Raw genomic sequence first — 18569 nt, 5'->3', positions numbered from 1 at the left:
ACGAACAGGCGCACTGTGCCGACGAGCGCGTACTCCAGGACGTAGAGTTTCCTCGCCGACACACCGACTCGGTACAGCGACCGGACTGCCCGCGTCGACGCGCCACGGCCCGAAGGTCGCGCTCGTGCGTCGGTTACGCACCCCTTGACGCGACCGACAGGTCCCTGACTCGACAAAACCGTCTGTTGGGTTTATACCGTCGGCCGTGGTGTCGAACTTCGGGGGCTACGGAATGCATACCAGACAGCACGGGGTGCCTGTGGCGGTTACAGGCAGTATCGAAGCGGACGTTTGGCATCGACTACGGCGACCGGAGGGTCGGCGATGAAACTGGCGATGGTCGGCTTCGGGCAGGCCGGCGGCAAGATCGTCGACAAGTTCCTGGAGTACGACCGGCGGACCGGCAGTCAGACGGTGCGGTCGGCGGTTGCGGTCAACACCGCGAAGGCCGACCTGATGGGCCTGGAGCACGTCCCCGAGGAGAATCAGGTGCTCATCGGTCAGTCGCGGGTCAAAGGTCACGGCGTCGGAGCCGACAACGAACTCGGCGCGGAAATCGCCGAGGAGGACATCGACGAGATCCAGGGCGCCGTCGACAACGTCCCGGTCCACGACATCGACGCGTTCCTCATCGTGGCCGGCATGGGCGGCGGAACCGGGTCGGGCGGCGCGCCGGTGATAGCGAAGTACTTGAAGCGCATCTACACCGAACCGGTGTACGGACTGGGCGTCCTGCCGGGTCGCGACGAGGGCGGCATCTACACGCTGAACGCCGCGCGGTCGTTCCAGACGTTCGTTCGCGAGGTTGACAACCTGCTGGTGTTCGACAACGACGCCTGGCGGAAGTCCAACGAGTCGGTCGAACACGGCTACGACCGCATCAACGAGGAGATCGTCCGGCGGTTCGGTCTGCTGTTCGGCGCCGGCGAGGTGAGCCCCGGCGACGCCGTGGGCGAGAGCGTCGTCGACTCCAGCGAGATCATCAACACGCTGGGTACCGGCGGCGTCTCGACCATCGGCTACGCCGCCGAAGAGGTCGAGAACAGCGGCGCGGGCCTGCTCTCGCGGTTTAAGAGCGACGACGAGGTCGACGCGACTCACGCGACAAACCGCATCACCAGCCTGGTCCGGAAGGCGGCGCTCGGCCGTCTCACCCTCCCTTGCGACATCGAGAGCGCCGACCGCTCGCTGTTCGTCGCCAGCGGACCGCCGAAGTACCTCGACCGCAAGGGCGTCGAGCGCGGGCGGAAGTGGCTCGAACGGGAGACGGGGAGCATGGAGGTCCGGGGCGGCGACTACCCCATCGGCGACGCTCAGCAGGTTTCGGGCGTCGTCCTGTTGTCGGGCGTCTCCAGCGTCCCCCGCGTCCAGGAACTCCAGGAGGTTGCGGTCGAAACCCAGGACAACATCACCGGCATCCGCGAGGAGAGCCAACAGCAGACCACGGAACTGATTCAGGACGATGACGGCGAACTCGACCCGCTGTTCTGAGTCGCCGACGCTCCGTTTCCTTCTCCGCCTCTCCGTTTTTCGCTTCTCCGTTCTCGGCGTTCGTCTAGTCACTTCCTCGTCGCTCTCGGCGTCCTCCTTCGCGGCTCATGCCACGTCGTCGCCGTCGAGCCACGCTGTCTCGGCGATGGCAGGGGTCGCAGGGGTAGTGATGCTCCACGACCATTCGACGCGACTCTTGCGGCGCTCGGCGGCTAAGGCCGAATGGACGACGCGACGAATCGGACACCCGCAACCCGCGAATGACCGAGGGCGACGCTCGTCGAGCGTCGCCCTCGGTCGAGAACGGTTATACGACGCCTCGCCGACCCGGTCGCCGGGCTGCACACGCCGCGAAGTCGGTTACGGTGGTGAGGTCCTAACTGCCGGCGGACGACCCGCTACCCGACGAACCGCCGCCGTTCCCGCCCGACGAACCCTCGGCGCCTCCGGACGACCCCGTCTTCTGGCCCTCGTCGCCCACGACTTCGAAGATAATGACGCCGTCGTTCTCGTAGACGGTCTGGTAGCGCGGCGATAGGTGCATCGACATCGCCAGTTTGCTCGTCCGCTGGTAGCCCATCCCGCGGACCGTAAACCGACCCTTCGGCAGGTAGATGTAGTCCGGTTGGACGCCCGCCTGCGAGAGCGTCCGACTCATGCAGTGGGCGCTGTTGCACGAGGACATCGCCTGGAACGTGTTCAACTGCTTCCGGTAGGGCTGGTGGCCCTCCCACTCGACGCCCCACGGACCGATCAGAATCGTGCGGTGGGTCTGCTGGGGGAACCACTCGGCGGCGTCGCCCTGGACGACGAAGGTCGCGCTCGGCTTGGTGTTGGTCTGAGCCCACTCCATCGCCTCCACGTCGTCGTGGTCGATGAACTGGGGTAGCGACTCGCTGCCGGCGTGGGCGTCGACCTGCCCGCTCGCGTACATCGCCGCGCCCGACAGGCCCACCATCGCGATCAGCACGACCGCGACCGTCACGATACCCTGGCGGCTCACCGTCACGTCGAACCGGCGTTTCACCCACGTCGCGCCCTCCATCACGAACACCGCCGAGATGAGCGCGCCGACGAGCAGGTTGAACCGCGCCTTCCCGATGACGACGACGACGGCGGCGAACCACGCCGGCAGGAAGTACCGCCGCCGCCGGATGAAGTAGACGGCGCCGATTACCGGAATGAGCGCCCACATCGTCCCGATGAAGGCGCTGTCGGGGCTGATGTGGAGGATCGCGGAGACGCTCGGGATGCCCCCGCCGATGCCGCCGTGGGTGCCCGCGGCGGCCGTAAACACGTCGGGGCCGTGCATCGACAGCACCTTGAGCCACCACGGCGCGGCCAGCAGGATGCCGCCGAAGCCGACGACCATCCCGCGGACGAGTCCCCGGAGCGTCCGGTCGAACCGGAGGTACAGCAGGAAGTACGACAGCGCGAAGAACACCGTGTACACCGGGTGGGTCAGCACCGTCATCGTGAACAGCACGAGCGACGGGACGATCCACCGCGAGTCGCCGTACTTGTACAGTCGCAGGCCGGCGTAGATGCCGGTGAGCGCGAACAGGAACGCGGGCGCCCTGACGATGCCGCCCGCCGAGATGTGCCACTGGAGTACCGGCGGACTCACCGCGACGATGAGGCTGGCGAGCGCCGCCTTCGGCCGGGACTCCAGCAGGTCCCGCGACAGCAGGTACAGCGGCACGAGATACAGTATCGTCACCAGTCCCGGGAGCCACCGCGAGATGGTGATGGGGTCGAGTCCCGTCACGTCGCGGATGACCGCCACCGTGTAGAACATCAGCGGCGGGTAGGAGAACGGCACGCCGCTCTTGGTGTAGTGGGGAATCGTCTTCGGCAGGGCGTAGCCCAGGTCGCTGATTCGCTCGGCGATGAGCAGGTACAACCCCGCCCCGAACGAGGGGTAGGGGTGCGAGCGGAGGTAGAAAAAGAGCACGCAGACGGCAGACAGCAGTGCGGGTGCGAGCCAGAGCGCTTCTCGTTTGAGTCCCAGCTCACGTACGGTCGTCTTCTGTGTGATATTCTGTTCCGACATCGTTCACTCCTCGCTCCGAACCCGGAGCGCGTTCACTCGGCGTGTCCTTTATCGAGCAGGCCCTTTGTTATCCACCGGCTATTCGAATCGCGTCTGAGAGGCTGTGACAGTCCTATTTCCGTTACGTGGGAGGGTTACCGTTCAATGCGTTGTTTCGGACGCGAACTGACTAAAACGATTCGAAACGGTGGCTCGGCTACTCGTACCGGAGCGCGTCGATGGGGTCGGTGTGCGCGGCGTCCCACGCGGGGTAGATACCGGCGAGGACGCCGACGAGGACGCCGATGACTACCGACGCGGCGAACCAGATAGGTTCGAAGGCCAGCGGCAGGCCGATGGCCTCCGCGCCGGCGTAGCCGCCGGCCAGACCGACAATCGCACCCAGCACCGACCCGAAGACCCCGAGCAGCACCGCCTCGAAGAGGAACAACTGGAGTACGTCGCGGCTCTGGGCGCCGACGGCTTTCATGATGCCTATCTCGCGGGTGCGCTCGGTCACCGACACCAGCATGATGTTGGCGATGCCGATGGAGCCGACGATGAGCGAGATGACCGCGATGCCGGTGATGTAGGCGGTGAAGGTGCTGGTCAACTGCTTTATCTGGCCGATTATCTGTTCCTGGGTGGTCACGCGGAACTTGTAGGACTGGGACTTGAGCAGGCGGGCGTCCGACTGCTCGCCGAGGTAGTTGTACACCCGGCCCTGGACCGCGTCGACCTGCCCGGGCGATTGGGCCTTGACGAGGACGCGGCCGTAGACCTTCTGGCGGGCGTGGAGGTTCGGGCTCTGGACCGTCCGCTCGTAGTAGGGTTCGGTCGGCGCGTAGATTCGCGGCTGTGGTCCCTGGCTCACCCCGAGGACGCTCCCGCCGCCGGTCGTCTCGACGATGCCGACGACCGTCGCGTTCAACCGCTCGCCGTTGGCCGCCCGCGTTATCGTGATGTTCTCGCCGACCGAGACGTTGTCGCCGAACATCCGGGCCGCCGGCCGGTTCAACACCACCTCGCGCTGTCCCATCTGATACGGTTGCCCGGAGAGGAACTTGATGTTCCGCACCTTGAAGTAACTCGGCGAGGAGACCGTCACCCACTGTCTGCCGACGGTCGAGTTGTTGTGACTCACCGACGACGCCGCGATGCCGCTCTCGGGCGCGACCACGTCGACGCCCTCTAACTGTCGCAGTTGTTCGACGTCGTACTGGGTGAACACCACCGACCCGCCGCTCGCGAGCGACGGTATCCTGCTGTCGCTGGGCGACTGAGCGGTCACGTACATCGTCGCGGCGTTGCCTCCAGCCACCGTGCTGATGATGTCGGCCTGGAGGCTCGCGCCGAGCGTGACGAACGTGATGACCGCCGCGACGCCGATGATGACCCCCAGCGTGGTCAGCGTCGAGCGGAGTTTGTGTTCGCGGATGTTGCGCCAACTGATGCGTAGACTCTCTACGAAGTTCATCGAGCACCCCCGTTCCGTCCCCAGGTCCGAAACCCCCGTCCCGGGGCGTTTCCGTACAGCCCGTTACGGAGGCCAGCGGCAAAAACCCCCGAGCCGAAATCCGGCGTTACGGCCGTGACGACCCCCGGGCGCGGCCGGTTACGGAGTGGCAAATCGTTTCGCGAAACGATTTGCCGCCGGTTAAGCGGTGAAACGGTCGGCACTGCCGGCGACGGTCGGAGCGACGGACGGTCAGACGCGATGAACGACGGCCGATTTCCGCCGATGCCGGCGGAAATCGGCCGTCGTCCGGTCGGCCCGAAACTACACCCCGCTCGACCGCGTAGGCCCTTCGTCATGGACCGAACGAATCCGGCGACCGGCGAGTCGCTCGAACCGATCGAAGACGACTCCGCCGAAGCGGTCGACGACGCGCTCTCGCGCGCCCAGGAAACCTTCGAGGAGTGGAAGGACGTCCCCATCCAGAAGCGCCAGCAGTTGCTCTCGAACGCCGGCGAGGTGTTGCGCGAGAACCAGCGCGAGTACGCCGAACTGATGACCCGCGAGATGGGTAAACCCGTCGAGGCCGGCGAGTCGGAGGTCGAGAAGTGCGCGTGGGTCTGCGACTACTACGCCGAGCGGGCCGCGGAACACCTCCAGGACGAGCACATCGGCTCCGAGGACCACGCCGAAACCTACGTCTCCTACGAACCGCTCGGACCCATCCTGGCGGTGATGCCGTGGAACTTCCCGTTCTGGCAGGTGTTCCGGTTCGCCGCGCCCCACCTCACCGCGGGCAACGTCGGCCTGCTCAAGCACGCCTCGAACGTCCCCGGGTGCGCCGAGGCCATCCAGGACGTGTTCGAAGAAGCCGGCTACCCTGAGGGCGTCTTCCAGTCGCTCATCATCCACTCCGACCAGGCCGAGGACGTCATCCGCGACGACCGCGTGCAGGCGGTGACGCTCACCGGGAGCGCCCGCGCGGGCCGGTCGGTCGCGTCGTCGGCGGGCGAGGAACTCAAGAAGACCGTCCTCGAACTCGGCGGGTCGGACCCCTTCGTGGTGCTTGACGACGCCGACGTCGACTCCGCGGCGAAGACGGGCGCGACCGCCCGGACCATCAACGCCGGCCAGTCGTGTATCGCCGCCAAGCGGTTCGTGGTCCACACCGACGTCTACGACGAGTTCGTCGAGAAGTTCACCGCCGAGATGGAGTCGCTGACGGTCGGCGACCCGATGGACGAGGACACCGACCTCGGCCCGCAGGCCCGCGAGGACCTGCTGGAGGACCTCCACGAGCAGGTCCAGCAGACCGTCGAGGAGGGCGCGACCCTCGAACTCGGCGGCGAACCGCTCGACCGCGAGGGGTTCTACTACCCGCCGACGGTGCTCACCGACGTCCCCCGCGACGCGACCGCCGCCTGCGAGGAGGTGTTCGGTCCGGCCGCGGCAGTCTTCGAGGTCGATGACGAGGACGAGGCCGTCGAGGTCGCCAACGACACCCACCTCGGTCTGGGGGCGTCGATCTGGACCGACGACCTCGAACGCGGCGACCGCCTGGCCCACCGCGTCGACGCCGGAATGACGATGGTCAACCAACTGGTGAAGTCCGACCCGCGCCTGCCGTTCGGCGGCGTGAAGGACTCGGGATACGGCCGGGAACTCGCCGAAATCGGCATCCAGGAGTTCGTTAACAAGAAGACGGTGTGGGTCCAGGAGGCCGAAGCCAGCGAGACGGACGTCGACATCGCCAACGAGTAGTCGCGGCCGAAGCGGCGAACGACCGCTGCGGTTCCGCTTCTCGGTGGCGTATTCGGTCATGGCGGGACGGACGACGGTGAACGGTCGGTCGAACCGCCGTTTCCGGCCCCGTATCGGGGAATATTTCCACCGCTATCAGTCTCGATTCGGAGTATGATAGCCTTGCTCGCGCCGTTTCGTGATAACGGTATCCGGTGTTGAAGTCGGTGGACCGCAACCAGACCGTCGAAATGAGAACGACGATTCCGATGACCGTCCTGCTCCTGGTCGCCTGCGTCTGTGCGAGTTGCGTGACGGCCGGCGTCGGCGTCGACGCGCAGTCCGGCGTCGCGTCGTCGAGCGAACGCGTCGAAGCAGATGGGAGACACACGGCGGTCGACGGGACCGCCACGCAAGGAGCGGGGGTGCGCAACGAGAGCGAACCGAACGACGACCTCCAGAACGCGAACGCGCTTCGACCGGACTCGCCGGTCGCGGGGACGGTGAGTTCGGCGAGCGACATCGATGTGTACGCGCTGAACCTCGAGGAAGGCGAGACGGTCCGAGCGAACCTCTCGCGCCTGACGGGGTCCGGACTGCTCGCCGTCGGCGTCTACGGACCCAGCGGATTCGTCTCCAGCACCGTCGCCGAACCCGGCCAGACGACTCGCTACGCCGAGCAGGCGAACCAGTCCGGGCAGTACTTCGTCATCGTCGCGCCGGCCTCCCGGTTCGGCGTCGAAGCGCCCAACGCGAGCGGCACCGGACTGTACGTGTTGCAGGCGACGAGGAAGTCGACGCCGCAACCGACGCCTCCGGGGACCACGACCGGACGAACGACAGCCCCGCAGACTGCGACACAGACCACGACGACGCAGACCCAGACGACGGAGGAGCCGACGACGCAGGCTGAGACTCCCTCTCCAACTCGGACGACCGTACCTGCGGAAACCACGACCGCCGGCGGAACGAACGTCGAGTCGGAGCCCAACGACGAGTTCACCCGACCCGACTCGCTCGCGGTCGGCGAGTCGGTCCGCGGAGCGATTTCGAGCACCACCGACCGGGACGTGTACGCGGTGCAGTTGGACGCGGGCGAGTCGATTACCGTGGACCTCGCGCGGTCGGGCGGCACCGGGCGGTTCGTCTACGGGGCCTTCCACCCCAACGGTGCCGTAATCGCCGCTGGGGGTGTCAACCCGGGCGAGACGACGACCGTCACCGTCGAAGCGAACCAGTCCGGCACCTACCTGCTTCCGGTGATCGCTTCCCCGGACGAACCCGGAACCGGACGGTATCGGCTGTCGGTGGCGCAGACGCGGGTCGGCGGCCCGTTCGGACAGCAAGTAGCGAGTGAATCCAACGGAACGACATTCGCGGTATCTCGACCAGCGACGCCCGGTCACTGGGTGCGGTCCCTCTGAGGGCCGAACTCGGCACCACGAGACGGGGCGTCGACGGGTGACCGCTACTCCGACGGCGCCTCTTCGGCGGCCGGGCTCACGTTCCGGAACTCGAAGCGCGCGCCGCCGTCGGTCCCCTCGGTGAGGCGGCGGTCCCAACCGTAGAGTTCGGCGAGTTGCGAGATGAACGTCAGCCCCAGACCGATGCCCTCCGCGCCGGTGGTGTAGCCCGCCTCGAACACGCGCTCTCTGTCCTCCGCCGGAACGCCCGGTCCGTCGTCCTCGACGTAGAAACCGCCGGGAAGGTCGCCGACGCGGACCGTCACGTCGCCGTCGACGTGCTCGACGGCGTTCCGGAACAGGTTCTCAAGCAGGTGCCGGACGTGGTGGGGTTCGGCTTCCAGCACGCGGTCCGTCTCGACTTCGAGGTCGCCGGTCGCTGAAACCTTCGACCACGCCTCGGCCGCCCGCTCTGCCAGCGACACCGGTTCTGGGTCTATCGTCGCGTCGTCGCCGCGGGTCATCACCAGCAGGACGTCGACCATCTCTTCGATGCGGCCGAGCGCGGTTTCGATCTCGTCGAACGCGTCGTCGTCGCCGGTTCTGGCTGTCTGGAGGTATATCTGGGCGATGGCGAGCGGATTGCGAACCTCGTGAGCGAGCATGCTGGCGAACGATTCGAGGCGCTCGTTCTGCTGTCTGAGCTGTTGTTCCCTGTGCTTGCGCTCGGTCACGTCCCGGAAGTACACCGACAGCCCCGACTCGGAGGGGTAGGCGTGGAACTCGAACCACGCGCCGAACGCGTCGAGGTACGCCTCGCGCGAAACCGGCTTCTGGCGGTCGACGGCCCGGCGGAACGCCTCGCTCGCGCCGGACTCGGCCACCTCGGGCAGGGTGTCCCAGAGGACCTCGCCGTACAGTTCGGTTTCGGCCGCGCCCAGGAGGCGCTCGGCGCGTTCGTTGACGTAGGTGAACCGCCACTCGTCGTCGAGCGCGAGGAAGCCGTCGTCGATGCGCTCGAACACCTCTTCGAGTTCCGCCTGCAACTGGTCGCGCTGGCGCTCGATGGTCTGTTCGCGGTCGGCGCGGTCGAGCGCCGACTCGGCGTTGGCCGCCAGAATCTTCGCGAGGTTGCGCTTGGACTCGGTAAACGTCTCGCTCCGGGTCGACCCCGAGGTGAGCACCCCGTGGTCGCCCAGCGGGAGGATCATCTCGGTCTGGATCGCCGTCTCGCGGTTGTAGGCCCCCTTCTCGTCGCGAACCGAGTCGTAGAGCCTCGCGGTCCCCGACGAGTACACCTCCCAGGCGAGCGACTCGCCGGCCTCGAACGTCGGGACGCCGTCGAACAGCGCTTCTGCCTCCGAGGTGGTCGCGGCGGGCCAGAGCACGGCCTCGGCGTCGTCGTACAGGTGGATGCCCGAGATGGGGAGGTCGAGGATGTCGCGGGCGGTCGAGACGGCGACCTCGCAGATGTCGCGCTTGGACTCGGCCGACATCAACTCCCGCGTGGCCTCCCGCAACTTCGCCAGCGTCTCCTCGCGCTGTTTGCGTTCGGAGATGTCCCGGAACACCGCCTGGTTCAGCGTCCGGTCGCCGACCTCGGTGACGCCGGCGTTGATCTCGACGGGAACCTCGGTGCCGTCGTTCCGGACGACGTAGTAATCGTCGTCGTCGCGGCGGGCGCCGCCGTCCTCGACGTGGGACTCGAAGACGCCGCGATAGCGGTCGGCCTCCTCGCTCGGGTGGAGTTCCGACTGGTGCATCCCGACGACCTCCTCGCGGGGTCTGTCGAGCAGGTCGGCCGCCGCCTCGTTCGTGTCGATTATCGTCCCGGTTTCGGCGTCGACGATGAAGATGGCGTTCGGAGCCGTCTCGACCAGTCGCTGGTACCTCTCCCGGGAGGCCTGCAGTTCGGCCTCGCGGCGCTTGCGGTCGGTCACGTCCCGGCCGATTCCCGTGATTCCCCGCGGGTTTCCGTCGTCGTCTTCGAGCAGCGCGCCGGTGAACTCGTAGGGAATCTCGCGACCGTCGGCGGTCCGGAGCGGCGCCTGCACCCGCGCCACCCCCTGGTCGAACACCCGGGCGATGGCGTCGTTGATGCGGTCGGCGTACTCGTCGGCGAACAGGTCGGTCGCCGGGCGCGACCGCAGGTCGGCGTCGTCGTAGCCCGTCACCGCGTTCGCCCTGTCGTTCCACCTGACCAGCCGACCCGACGCGTCGAGGCTGAAGAAGACGTCCGGCAGGGCGTCGAGCGCCCCATCCACGAACTCCTTCTCGCGCTCGAGTCGTCGGCGTTCGTCCGCGACCGCCCTGCGGTCGGTCGCGTCCCGCACTACGGCCGAGAAACGCCTTCGCCCGTCGCAGGAGACCTCCCGGATCGACAGCGACAGCGGCACCTCGTGGCCGTCGGCGTGACGACCGGGGAGTTCGACGCGGTCCCAGTCCATCGTCCGGGCGCCGGTTTCGACGTACCGGTCGAACGCCGCGAGGTGGGACTCGCGGAGGCGCTCGGGGACGAGCGTCGTCAGCGGTTCGCCGACGAGTTCCGCAGGGTCGTAGCCGAACACCGACTCGACCGCCTGGTTGGCGAAGGCGATTCGGCCGTCGGTGTCGATGGTGAGGACCGCGTCCGGCGCCCGGGAAACCAGCGCGTCGAAGTACGCCTCGGTCCGCTCCGCGGCGCGCTCGGCCCGGTAGCGCGCGACGGCGGCCTCGATGCGCCGGGCCGCCTGTCTGGGCTGGTGGCTCTCGCCTCGCCAGTCGACGAAGTCGGTCGCCTCGTGGTCGAGGACCGCCGACGCGAGGTCGGGGTCGGCGGTTTCGTCCACTACGACGACGGGGAGGGTCGGAAACAGCTCTCGGACGCCCTCGACGAGCGTCGGGGCGTCGACGTCCGGGAGTCGCCCGGCGCTGACGACGCACGAGACGTCGGTTCGGGAGAGGAAGTCGAGGGCCTCGGTCGCGGTTTCGACGGACGCGGCGTCGAGGGTATCGCTCCGTCCCGTTTCGCCGGCGCCGCCAGTCCCGTCGCTCGAGTCTCCGTCGGCCTCGGCGTGGGCTTCGCCCGCGTCACGTTCCGCGTCGCCGAATCCGGGGAGGCCCCACGAGGCGAACCGCTCGCGGTCTCCGACGTAGAGGACGCGCGCCGGCGCCGAAGCGCCCGTTCCTCCCGCCCCCTCTGATTGCACGGTGTCGAACGTGGATGCGGCGATACGTGAAAAACGCATTGGAACGTGGAAGTGACAGCGAGAACGGGACGAGCGGTTAATCCGCCTCTACTCCTCCTCCAAGACGACCTCGACCAGCGACATCTGGTCGCTCGGAACTGCGTCTTCGAGCGCCGACTCCAGTTCGTCCCACCCCTCGGGTCGGTAGGACTCGATACCGAAGCTCTCGGCGAAGGTCTGGAAGTCGGGGTTCGAGAAGCCGGTCCCGAAGTGCTCGTCGCGGTGTTGCTCCTGCTCTTCGGTGATCAACTGGTACTCGTCGTCGCGGAACAGCAGGACGGTGTAGCCACAGCCAATTCTGGTCGCGGTTTCTATCTCCGCGGCGTTCATCATGAAGCCGCCGTCGCCGGTGGCGGCGACCACGTTCGCGTCGGTCGAGAGGTCGGCGGCCAGTCCGCCGGGCACCGAGATGCCCATCGAGGCCAGGCCGTTCGAGACGATGCAGGTGTTGGGTTCGTAGGTCGGGAAGTTCTGGGCGATGGCCATCTTGTGGCTCCCGACGTCCGAGAGCAGCACGTCGTCGCGGGCCATCGCGTCCCGGAGGACCGGAATCACGGTTTCGAGCGTGAACGGGTCGCCCTCGTCGTGGCTCGGACTCACGTCGGCGACGATGTGCTCGCGGAGGTCGTCGTACCAGTCGGTCTCGAAGTCGGCGTCTATCTCCTCGCAGGTGGCGTCGAGTTCCCTGACCGCGGCGGCGATGTCGCTGACGACCTCCACGTCGGGGTTGTAGTGTTCGTACACCTCCGCGGGCTGACTGTCGATGTGGACGACGGTCGTCTCGGCGTTCGGGTTCCAGCCTGCGGGGTCGTGCTCGGCGATGTCGTAGCCGACCGTCACCACGAGGTCGGCCGTCTCGATGGCGTCGGAGGCCTCCTGGTGGTCGCCCGAGTCCAGCGTCATCAGCGAGTGGGGGTCGTCGTCCGACACCGCACCCTTACCCATGTAGGTCGCGGCCACCGGGAGGTCGTAGGCGTCGACGAACGACCGGAGGTCGGCGGCGGCGTCGGTCCGGACCGCGCCGTTGCCCGCGATGACGAGCGGTCGGTCGGCCGCCGCGAGGAGTTCGCGCACCCGGTCTAAGGACTCGCGGTCGGGTTCGGGTCGCCGGACCCGGTCGCGCCGCTCCATCGGTCGAACGTCGCTCTCCTCGTAGGCGACGTCCTCGGGCAGTTCGAGGTGGGTCGCGCCGGGCTTCTCGAACTCGGCGACCTTGAACGCCTTCCGGACCGACTCGTGGACGATGCCGGGGTCAGAGATCTGGGCGTTCCACTTGGTCACCGGTTCGAACATGTCCACGACGTCGAGCGTCTGGTGGCTCTCCTTGTGGAGTCGTTCGAGGCCGCCCTGGCCGGTCACCGCCACCAGCGGCGCCTTGTCGAGGTTGGCGTCGGCCACGCCGGTCAACAAGTTCGTCGCCCCCGGCCCGAGCGTGGAGAGACACACCCCCGCGTGGCCGGTCAGTCGCCCCTGGACGTCGGCCATGAAGGCCGCGCCCTGCTCGTGGCGCACCGGGACGAACGTCACGTCGGAGTCCCGGAGCGCGAACAACAGCGCCTCGGTCTCCTCGCCCGGAATCCCGAAGACGTACTCGACCCCCTCCCGTTCCATGCTCTCGACCAGTACCTCCGCGGTGTTCATGGGCCGACCTTCCACCTCGTCGTACAAAGGTGCGGTTGCCGAACCGGCCGACTCACTTTCGGGACTGCGCGGAAGCGACGCCGTCCCGAGAACGCGCGGCCGAGATGCCGTCGCTCTCTCGGGACCGGACGGCCGGGTTCGCCTCCTCGGAACTGTCGGTCGACAGGCGACCCCTCACCTGCCGGGACAGGTAGCCGGCGGCAACGCTCCGAGCGTCCGAGAGAGCGCCCACGAACGGAAGCGGGTCTTCGAGGGACATGAACTCCTCGCGGGTCGTCGCGAACGACCGGACGAACTCCGGGACGGCGTCGTACTCGCCGCGGCCGAGTTTCTGCTGGAGCCAGGCGAGGTCGTTGTAGAAGAGGCGGCGCTGGTAGAGGTCGGTCCGGTAGGTGTCCGGCGGCCGGACGTCGAGGCCCTTCAACTGGAGGTAGTGGAGCCAGGGGATGTCGACGCCGCTGTTGACGGTCAGCGCGAGCGACCCCCAGTAGCGACCGTTCACCTCGATGAGGTAGAACTCGCCGTCGGGGCGCTCGATGAATTCGACGTGGAGCGGGCCGGTCCAGCCGAGTCGGTCGACGATGCGCTCGGCGTAGGCCAGCATTCGGGGCTCGCGGATTCCGTGGCGCACCGCGCCTCGGCCGCCGTCTATCGGATAGGTACGCTCAAACTCGTGCTGGAAGTGGGCCTTCACCTCGCCGTCGTCGGCGAGCGCGACCGTCGCCTTCGACTCGCCGGGAATCACCTCCTGGACGACCGGCGGTTGGCGCTCGAACACCGGACTGTCCGCGAGCAGGTCGCGGTAGGCTTCCCGGAGCTCCGCGGGCGAATCGGCGTAGTTGGTGCTCGTGATGCGGTTGTTGTGGTACTGGCCCGACTCGTCCCACGCGCTGGTCATCCGGGGCTTGATGACCACCGGGTACGGCATGTCGTCGGCGACGGCGTCGACCTCCGACAGCGACTCGGGGACGCGGGTTTCGGGCGTCGGCACGTCGGCGTCGCCGACGGTGTCGAACAGCAGTCCGTCGTCGTTCGCGCGCCGGAACCGCTCCCAGTCCTCGACGCCGACCAGGGTGTCGGTTCGCTCCAGTCGCTCCTTGTTGCGCGACATGAGGCTGTGGTTCCGGTCGGTCAGCGGCAGGACCGCGAAGTAGTCGTTCGCGTCGAGGTGTGCGGCGAGCGCGTCGACGAACCGCTCGGGGCGCTCGTTCGGGTTCGGATGCACGAACGAGTCCGCGGCGTACTTCGAGCGCATCCCCGGAAGCCCGGACGCGTGTCCCCCCGCGACGACGGTGAGGCCCTTCCGACCGAGCGACCGCACGGTCGCCAGGCCCGGCTGCCCCTGGGCGTCGAGGACGAGGATTCGGTCACGGTCTTTCATCTAGGGGTGCTACCGGAACGACGCACTTAGTCGTAGTCCCGGAAACGGATACTGGAAGCCGAGTAATCCGTCGATAGAGCCAGAAACAGCTGCTGAATCCGTCGAAAGACGCGAACTACAAAGTGATTCATCGTCGTTCCTGGGCGCCCACGACGAGTCCGCTCGGGGTCGAAATCGAAATTCGACGGTAAATCCGGGGCGACGCGCTCCGGCGTCGCCCCGACCTCGTCGCCCGATAGCGGACGGTCACCGCTGTCGGAGGCGGTACGTCGTGACGAACGCCACGGCGGCGCCGACGAGTCCGGCCGGTATCCCGACGAACAGCGACGGCCAGACGGCCTCGCGGAGGAGTTCCGCGACGAGCGCGGTCACGACCGCGAACGAGACGACGGCGGCGGCCAGCGGGACGACTGCCTCGCGGAGGTTCATGCCGGCCGGTTTCGGCGGCGGGACGTAAGCGTGTCGAGAGCGGGCGGCCGGCGGTCGGGTTCCGCGAGAAGAGAGTCGACGCCGCGGCGGCCCGAAACGAGGCGGCCCGGCGAATCCGACGGATTCGCCGGGCCGACCGTCTCAGTCGAGGAGCGCGACCAGTTCCGAGACGTCGCGCCGTTCCAACTGGAGCACGGTTTCGAGTATCTCTTCGCGACGCTCCTCGTCGTAGCGCGTTCCGGCGGTTTCGTGGAACTTCGCCTCAACCTGCTCCCACGACATCGAGTTGTTGGGGTGACCTTCGAAGTCGTCCTTCTCGACGGTGTAGACGGTGCCGTCGTCGAGTTCCACCTCGATTCGGGCGGGCATCTCGCCGGCCTCGAACCGCTCGGTGAACTCGGGGTCCTCCTCGACGGTGACCGTCCGGAGGAGTCGCTGGACGTCGTCTCGGCGGATGCGCTCGGGTTCGTACTGGGCGTTGCCCATCTCGCGGTCGACCAGCGCGGCCGCGAGCATGTAGGGGAGCGAGTGGTCGGCCTGGGCCTTGGTCTCGACCTCGTAGCGACTCCCCTCGCCGCCGCCGATGATGAGTTTCGCGCCCGCGAAGGTGTCGAGGCGGATTTCGGCGACCTCTTCGGGGTCGACGTCCTCGCGCTCTGCGAGTTCGATGATTCCCTCGACCGCCGACTGGGCGTAGGTTTCGGCGACGTACTTCTTGGTCATCACGTCGTGGACCCGCTCGGCCGGCGTGTACTCGGCCTCGAAGTCGCCCGAGACGACCTGCCGCCAGCCCTTCTGGCCCTCGAAGAGGTTCACGGGGCCGACCATCCCGTTCTTCGCGAGGAACGCCGAGTAGACCGCGTTCCGGGCGGCGTTCGCCGACGCGATACCCTTCCACTCGGAGATGCCGCCGGTCCGGGTGACCCGCAGGGCGTTGTGGGCGGTGCCCGCGATGCCGACCGCCGACCGGAACGGTTCGCGGTCGAGGCCCAGAATCGTGCTCGCACCGGCGGCCGCCGAGATGACCGTGTGGGTCACGTGGTCCCACCCGCGCTCTCGCACCGGCGCGTTCCACGCCAGCGCGGCCTGGACCTCGTAGGCGACGCCCACCGCGGTCAGCAGGTCCTCGCCCGAGGCGTCCGCGTACTCCCCGCAGGCGACGAGGGCCGCGATGTTGTCGCTCGGGTGGGGCGTCTCACCCGGCGCGAGAAACGAGTCCATGTAATCGAGGTACCTGACGAGGGTGGTGTTGTACATCGTCGCGTCCGGCGGCGAGGCGGTCCCGCCGCCCCACAGCGAACAGCCCGAACTTCCGAACTCCTCGACGGTGTCCCGGACCACGCCCACCGGTTCCCCCTCCATCGCGGCCACCGCGATGCCCAGCGAGTCGAGCACCCGCTTTTTGAGTTCGTCGACGGTGTCGTCCGAGAGGTCCTCAAAGTCGAGTCCGAGCGCGAAGTCGGCTATCTCGCCGGTCGTCGTCATGGCTCAGAGTGCGTCGGGGCCGCGCAAAAAACGGGTCGTGCGTTCACCCGGAAACGAGGAGTGCGACCGCGGAAACCTCCGGTTACTCACGTCTCGTTCGCGCTCCGGGCGCGTCGTCGACGCGCCCGGAGCGCGAACGAGACGTGAACCGAGCGTGGGTAAGACGTAAACGGAACGTTCGCCCGGTCAGCGCCGCCGCGTGGCGAACGCCGCGCCGGCGAGCAGGGTCGCTATCGCCAGCAGGTGCGAGACGCTGAGGCCCGTCCCGGCAAGGCTCGAAAGCGCCGCGACGGTCGTCTCAGTCGTGCCGGCCGCCGTGGTCGTTGCGGCGGTAGTCGTCTCGGCGGCGGTCGTGCCTGCCGCCGTGGTCGTCGCCTGCGTCGTGCCGGCCGCGGTCGTCGTCTGCTGGGCGCCGCCCTGGCCACCGCCGACTGCACCGATCTCCGACGCGTTGGCCTCCTCTACGCGGACGGTGAAGTTCGTGCCCTGGGGCACGTCCGAGAGGTCGAAGGTCGCCTGCCACGAGCCGTTCTGGCCGACCTCGGTGGTCGTCCGCTGGAAGAACGGCGTGCCGCCGGTGCTCTCTGCGACGAGCGTCAGTTCGGTGCCGGGCGCGAGCGTGCTCGACCCCGAAACCGTCGCGTTCGCCGTCGCGGGCGGCGTCGCGTCGTCGATGGTGACGTTCCGCGGCACGACGGTGAAGTTCGTCGAGAGCGTGGTCGAGTTACCCCGTGCGACGTAGGGGTTCTCCTCGGACACCGTGAAGTTAGCACGGTAGGTGGCGTTTGGCTCCAGGGTGTTCGAGTCGACGACCAGGAAGAACTGGTTGCCCGACTCGTCGACGATCAGGTTCGCCTGGTCGAGGGGCACCTCCTGGTCGGGGACGTTGATCTCCCCGACCCGGGTGAGGTTCATCGACAGGCCCGTCGTCTCGTTGTTCAGGTCCGAGACGTTCTGTACGTAGCCGTAGAGGCCCGACGCCTGCACCTGCACGATGGCCCAGTCCTGGTAGGCCACGGTGTCGGACTGGCTCGCGACCTCGGTGATCTGACCGACGTTACCGACGCTCTCCTGATCGGGCGCGGTCCAGACCTGGATGCTGTCGGACGAGCGGTTCTGGAGTTGGAGCACGCCGACCCCGGTGGTCTGGGCGCCGACCGACAGCTGAATCGGGTAGTTGACGGCGTCGAGCCGACCCGGAATCGGGTCGGTCAGCATTCGGAAGTTCGACAGGCCGTCCTCGCCGGCCACCGAGATGCCCGAGGCGTTCGCGTCCTGGCCCGCGGTGTAGGTGTTCACCAGGACCGTGGCGGTGCCGTCGCCGTCCTGGTCGGTGACGGTGAACTGCGAGAGGTAGTTCACCTGCCGGGAGCCGAGCTTGACGGTCGCGCGGTCGGTGCCGTTGAACGTGACGTTGAACCGCGCGACGTCGCCGCGCTGTTCGACGACGGTCTGGTTCTGGAGCGACGCCGAACCTTCCGCCGGTTCCCTGACCGATATCGCGGCGGTGTCCTGGGCGGTTCCGTCGGCCGTCGCCACCGTCACCTCGTAGTCGCCCGGCGAGATGCCGGTGAAGTTTGCGTCGAACACCGCGTCGGAACTGGCGTTGCGCGTGACGACCGCCCGACCGTCCCGCACCTCGACGTCGGAGAAGACGCTCTGCAACTGCGACGGGCTCAGCTGGTCCGACGAGAGGACGACCTGGTAGCCCGCGCGGTTCGACTGGAGTCGGAGGTCGGTCCGGGCGTCCTGGCTATCGTCGTTGGTCACCGTCGAGTCGGCGAACGAGGCGTTGAGCGTCTGGGTCGCCACCTCGAAACTCGCCTCCGAAACCGAACCGGCCGTCTGGGCGGTCCCGTTCTGGAAGACCACCGGCTCGTTGTTCTGGTTCACGACGACGTACTGGCCGTCGAGGTTGGTGGTGCCGACGACCGCCGACCCCGACCCGTCGAGGAGCACCTCGGTCGCCAACTGACCGACGTTTCCGTCCTGCACCCGGCGAATCGCCCACACCTGGCCGGCGTTGTCCTGCCCGGCCGAGAACTGCAGGTACTGGCCCTGCCAGTAGACTTCGCCGGACGAGAGCGGGGCGGTTTGGACCTCGCCCTGCGCTTGGTCTTGCGCGTTCGTTCGTTGACTCTGTACCGCGCCGGTGAACCCGGCGGTAACCGTCGCGACGACGAGGAGCGTCGTCAGCAGTAGACTCGTACGTATTCGTGCCATGGATTCCCCATCCCCCAATGGGTCGGTTTCTCCATCCGTCGAACCCTCGGAGGTCCGAACG

The 18569-nt window shown here is 67.7% G+C and carries 11 protein-coding genes; 3 read left to right on the top strand and 8 right to left on the bottom strand.

Annotated features, from left to right (window positions below; all coding sequences use genetic code 11):
* Positions 1-324 precede the first annotated feature (324 nt).
* Entirely contained in the window at positions 325-1491 is a 1167-nt protein-coding gene (locus NGM07_RS20585) for a tubulin/FtsZ family protein (protein ID WP_253521184.1), read from the top strand.
* A gap of 376 nt (positions 1492-1867) precedes the next feature.
* Here NGM07_RS20585 and NGM07_RS20580 read toward each other — a convergent pair whose 3' ends face one another.
* Entirely contained in the window at positions 1868-3544 is a 1677-nt protein-coding gene (locus tag NGM07_RS20580; RefSeq protein ID WP_253520827.1) for a putative glycosyltransferase family protein, read from the bottom strand.
* A 196-nt stretch (positions 3545-3740) separates the two neighbouring features.
* Positions 3741-5000, bottom strand: coding sequence for an ABC transporter permease (locus NGM07_RS20575; RefSeq protein ID WP_253520825.1), 1260 nt, complete (start codon positions 4998-5000; stop codon positions 3741-3743).
* Between the two features lie 336 nt (positions 5001-5336).
* On the opposite strand from NGM07_RS20575, the gene NGM07_RS20570 reads away from it, so the two are divergent.
* Positions 5337-6740 carry an NAD-dependent succinate-semialdehyde dehydrogenase gene (locus tag NGM07_RS20570; RefSeq protein WP_253520822.1) on the top strand — a complete coding sequence of 468 codons (1404 nt, stop codon included), beginning with the start codon at positions 5337-5339 and terminating at the stop codon, positions 6738-6740.
* A gap of 248 nt (positions 6741-6988) precedes the next feature.
* Positions 6989-8143, top strand: a complete 1155-nt coding sequence (locus tag NGM07_RS20565) for a hypothetical protein (protein WP_253520820.1) — start codon at positions 6989-6991, stop codon at positions 8141-8143.
* Positions 8144-8187: 44 nt separating this feature from the next.
* On the opposite strand, the gene NGM07_RS20560 is transcribed toward NGM07_RS20565, so the two are convergent.
* The 6 genes from NGM07_RS20560 to NGM07_RS20535 form a co-directional block, all read right to left on the bottom strand.
* Complete coding sequence (locus tag NGM07_RS20560; protein WP_253520818.1) at positions 8188-11310, bottom strand: PAS domain S-box protein; 3123 nt, start codon at positions 11308-11310, stop codon at positions 8188-8190.
* A gap of 87 nt (positions 11311-11397) precedes the next feature.
* On the bottom strand, positions 11398-12990 hold the full coding sequence (locus tag NGM07_RS20555) for an acetolactate synthase large subunit (RefSeq protein WP_253520816.1): 1593 nt from the start codon (positions 12988-12990) through the stop codon (positions 11398-11400).
* Positions 12991-13042: 52 nt separating this feature from the next.
* Entirely contained in the window at positions 13043-14371 is a 1329-nt protein-coding gene (locus NGM07_RS20550; protein ID WP_253520813.1) for a carboxylate--amine ligase, read from the bottom strand.
* A 246-nt stretch (positions 14372-14617) separates the two neighbouring features.
* Complete coding sequence (locus NGM07_RS20545; RefSeq protein WP_253520810.1) at positions 14618-14800, bottom strand: DUF8147 domain-containing protein; 183 nt, start codon at positions 14798-14800, stop codon at positions 14618-14620.
* A gap of 141 nt (positions 14801-14941) precedes the next feature.
* Positions 14942-16285: an MmgE/PrpD family protein gene (locus NGM07_RS20540; RefSeq protein WP_253520807.1), complete on the bottom strand. Its 1344-nt coding sequence runs from the start codon at positions 16283-16285 to the stop codon at positions 14942-14944.
* A gap of 186 nt (positions 16286-16471) precedes the next feature.
* The gene (locus NGM07_RS20535) at positions 16472-18508 is read right to left on the bottom strand and encodes a DUF7827 domain-containing protein (RefSeq protein WP_253520805.1); all 2037 of its coding nucleotides are present in this window, start codon (positions 18506-18508) and stop codon (positions 16472-16474) included.
* Positions 18509-18569: the final 61 nt, after the last annotated feature.

It is taken from the genome of Halorussus vallis, from assembly GCF_024138165.1.
GTDB classification, from domain to species: domain Archaea; phylum Halobacteriota; class Halobacteria; order Halobacteriales; family Haladaptataceae; genus Halorussus; species Halorussus vallis.
The sequence above is the reverse complement of the archived record's forward strand: the minus strand, read 5'-3'. Positions and strand labels throughout refer to the sequence as shown.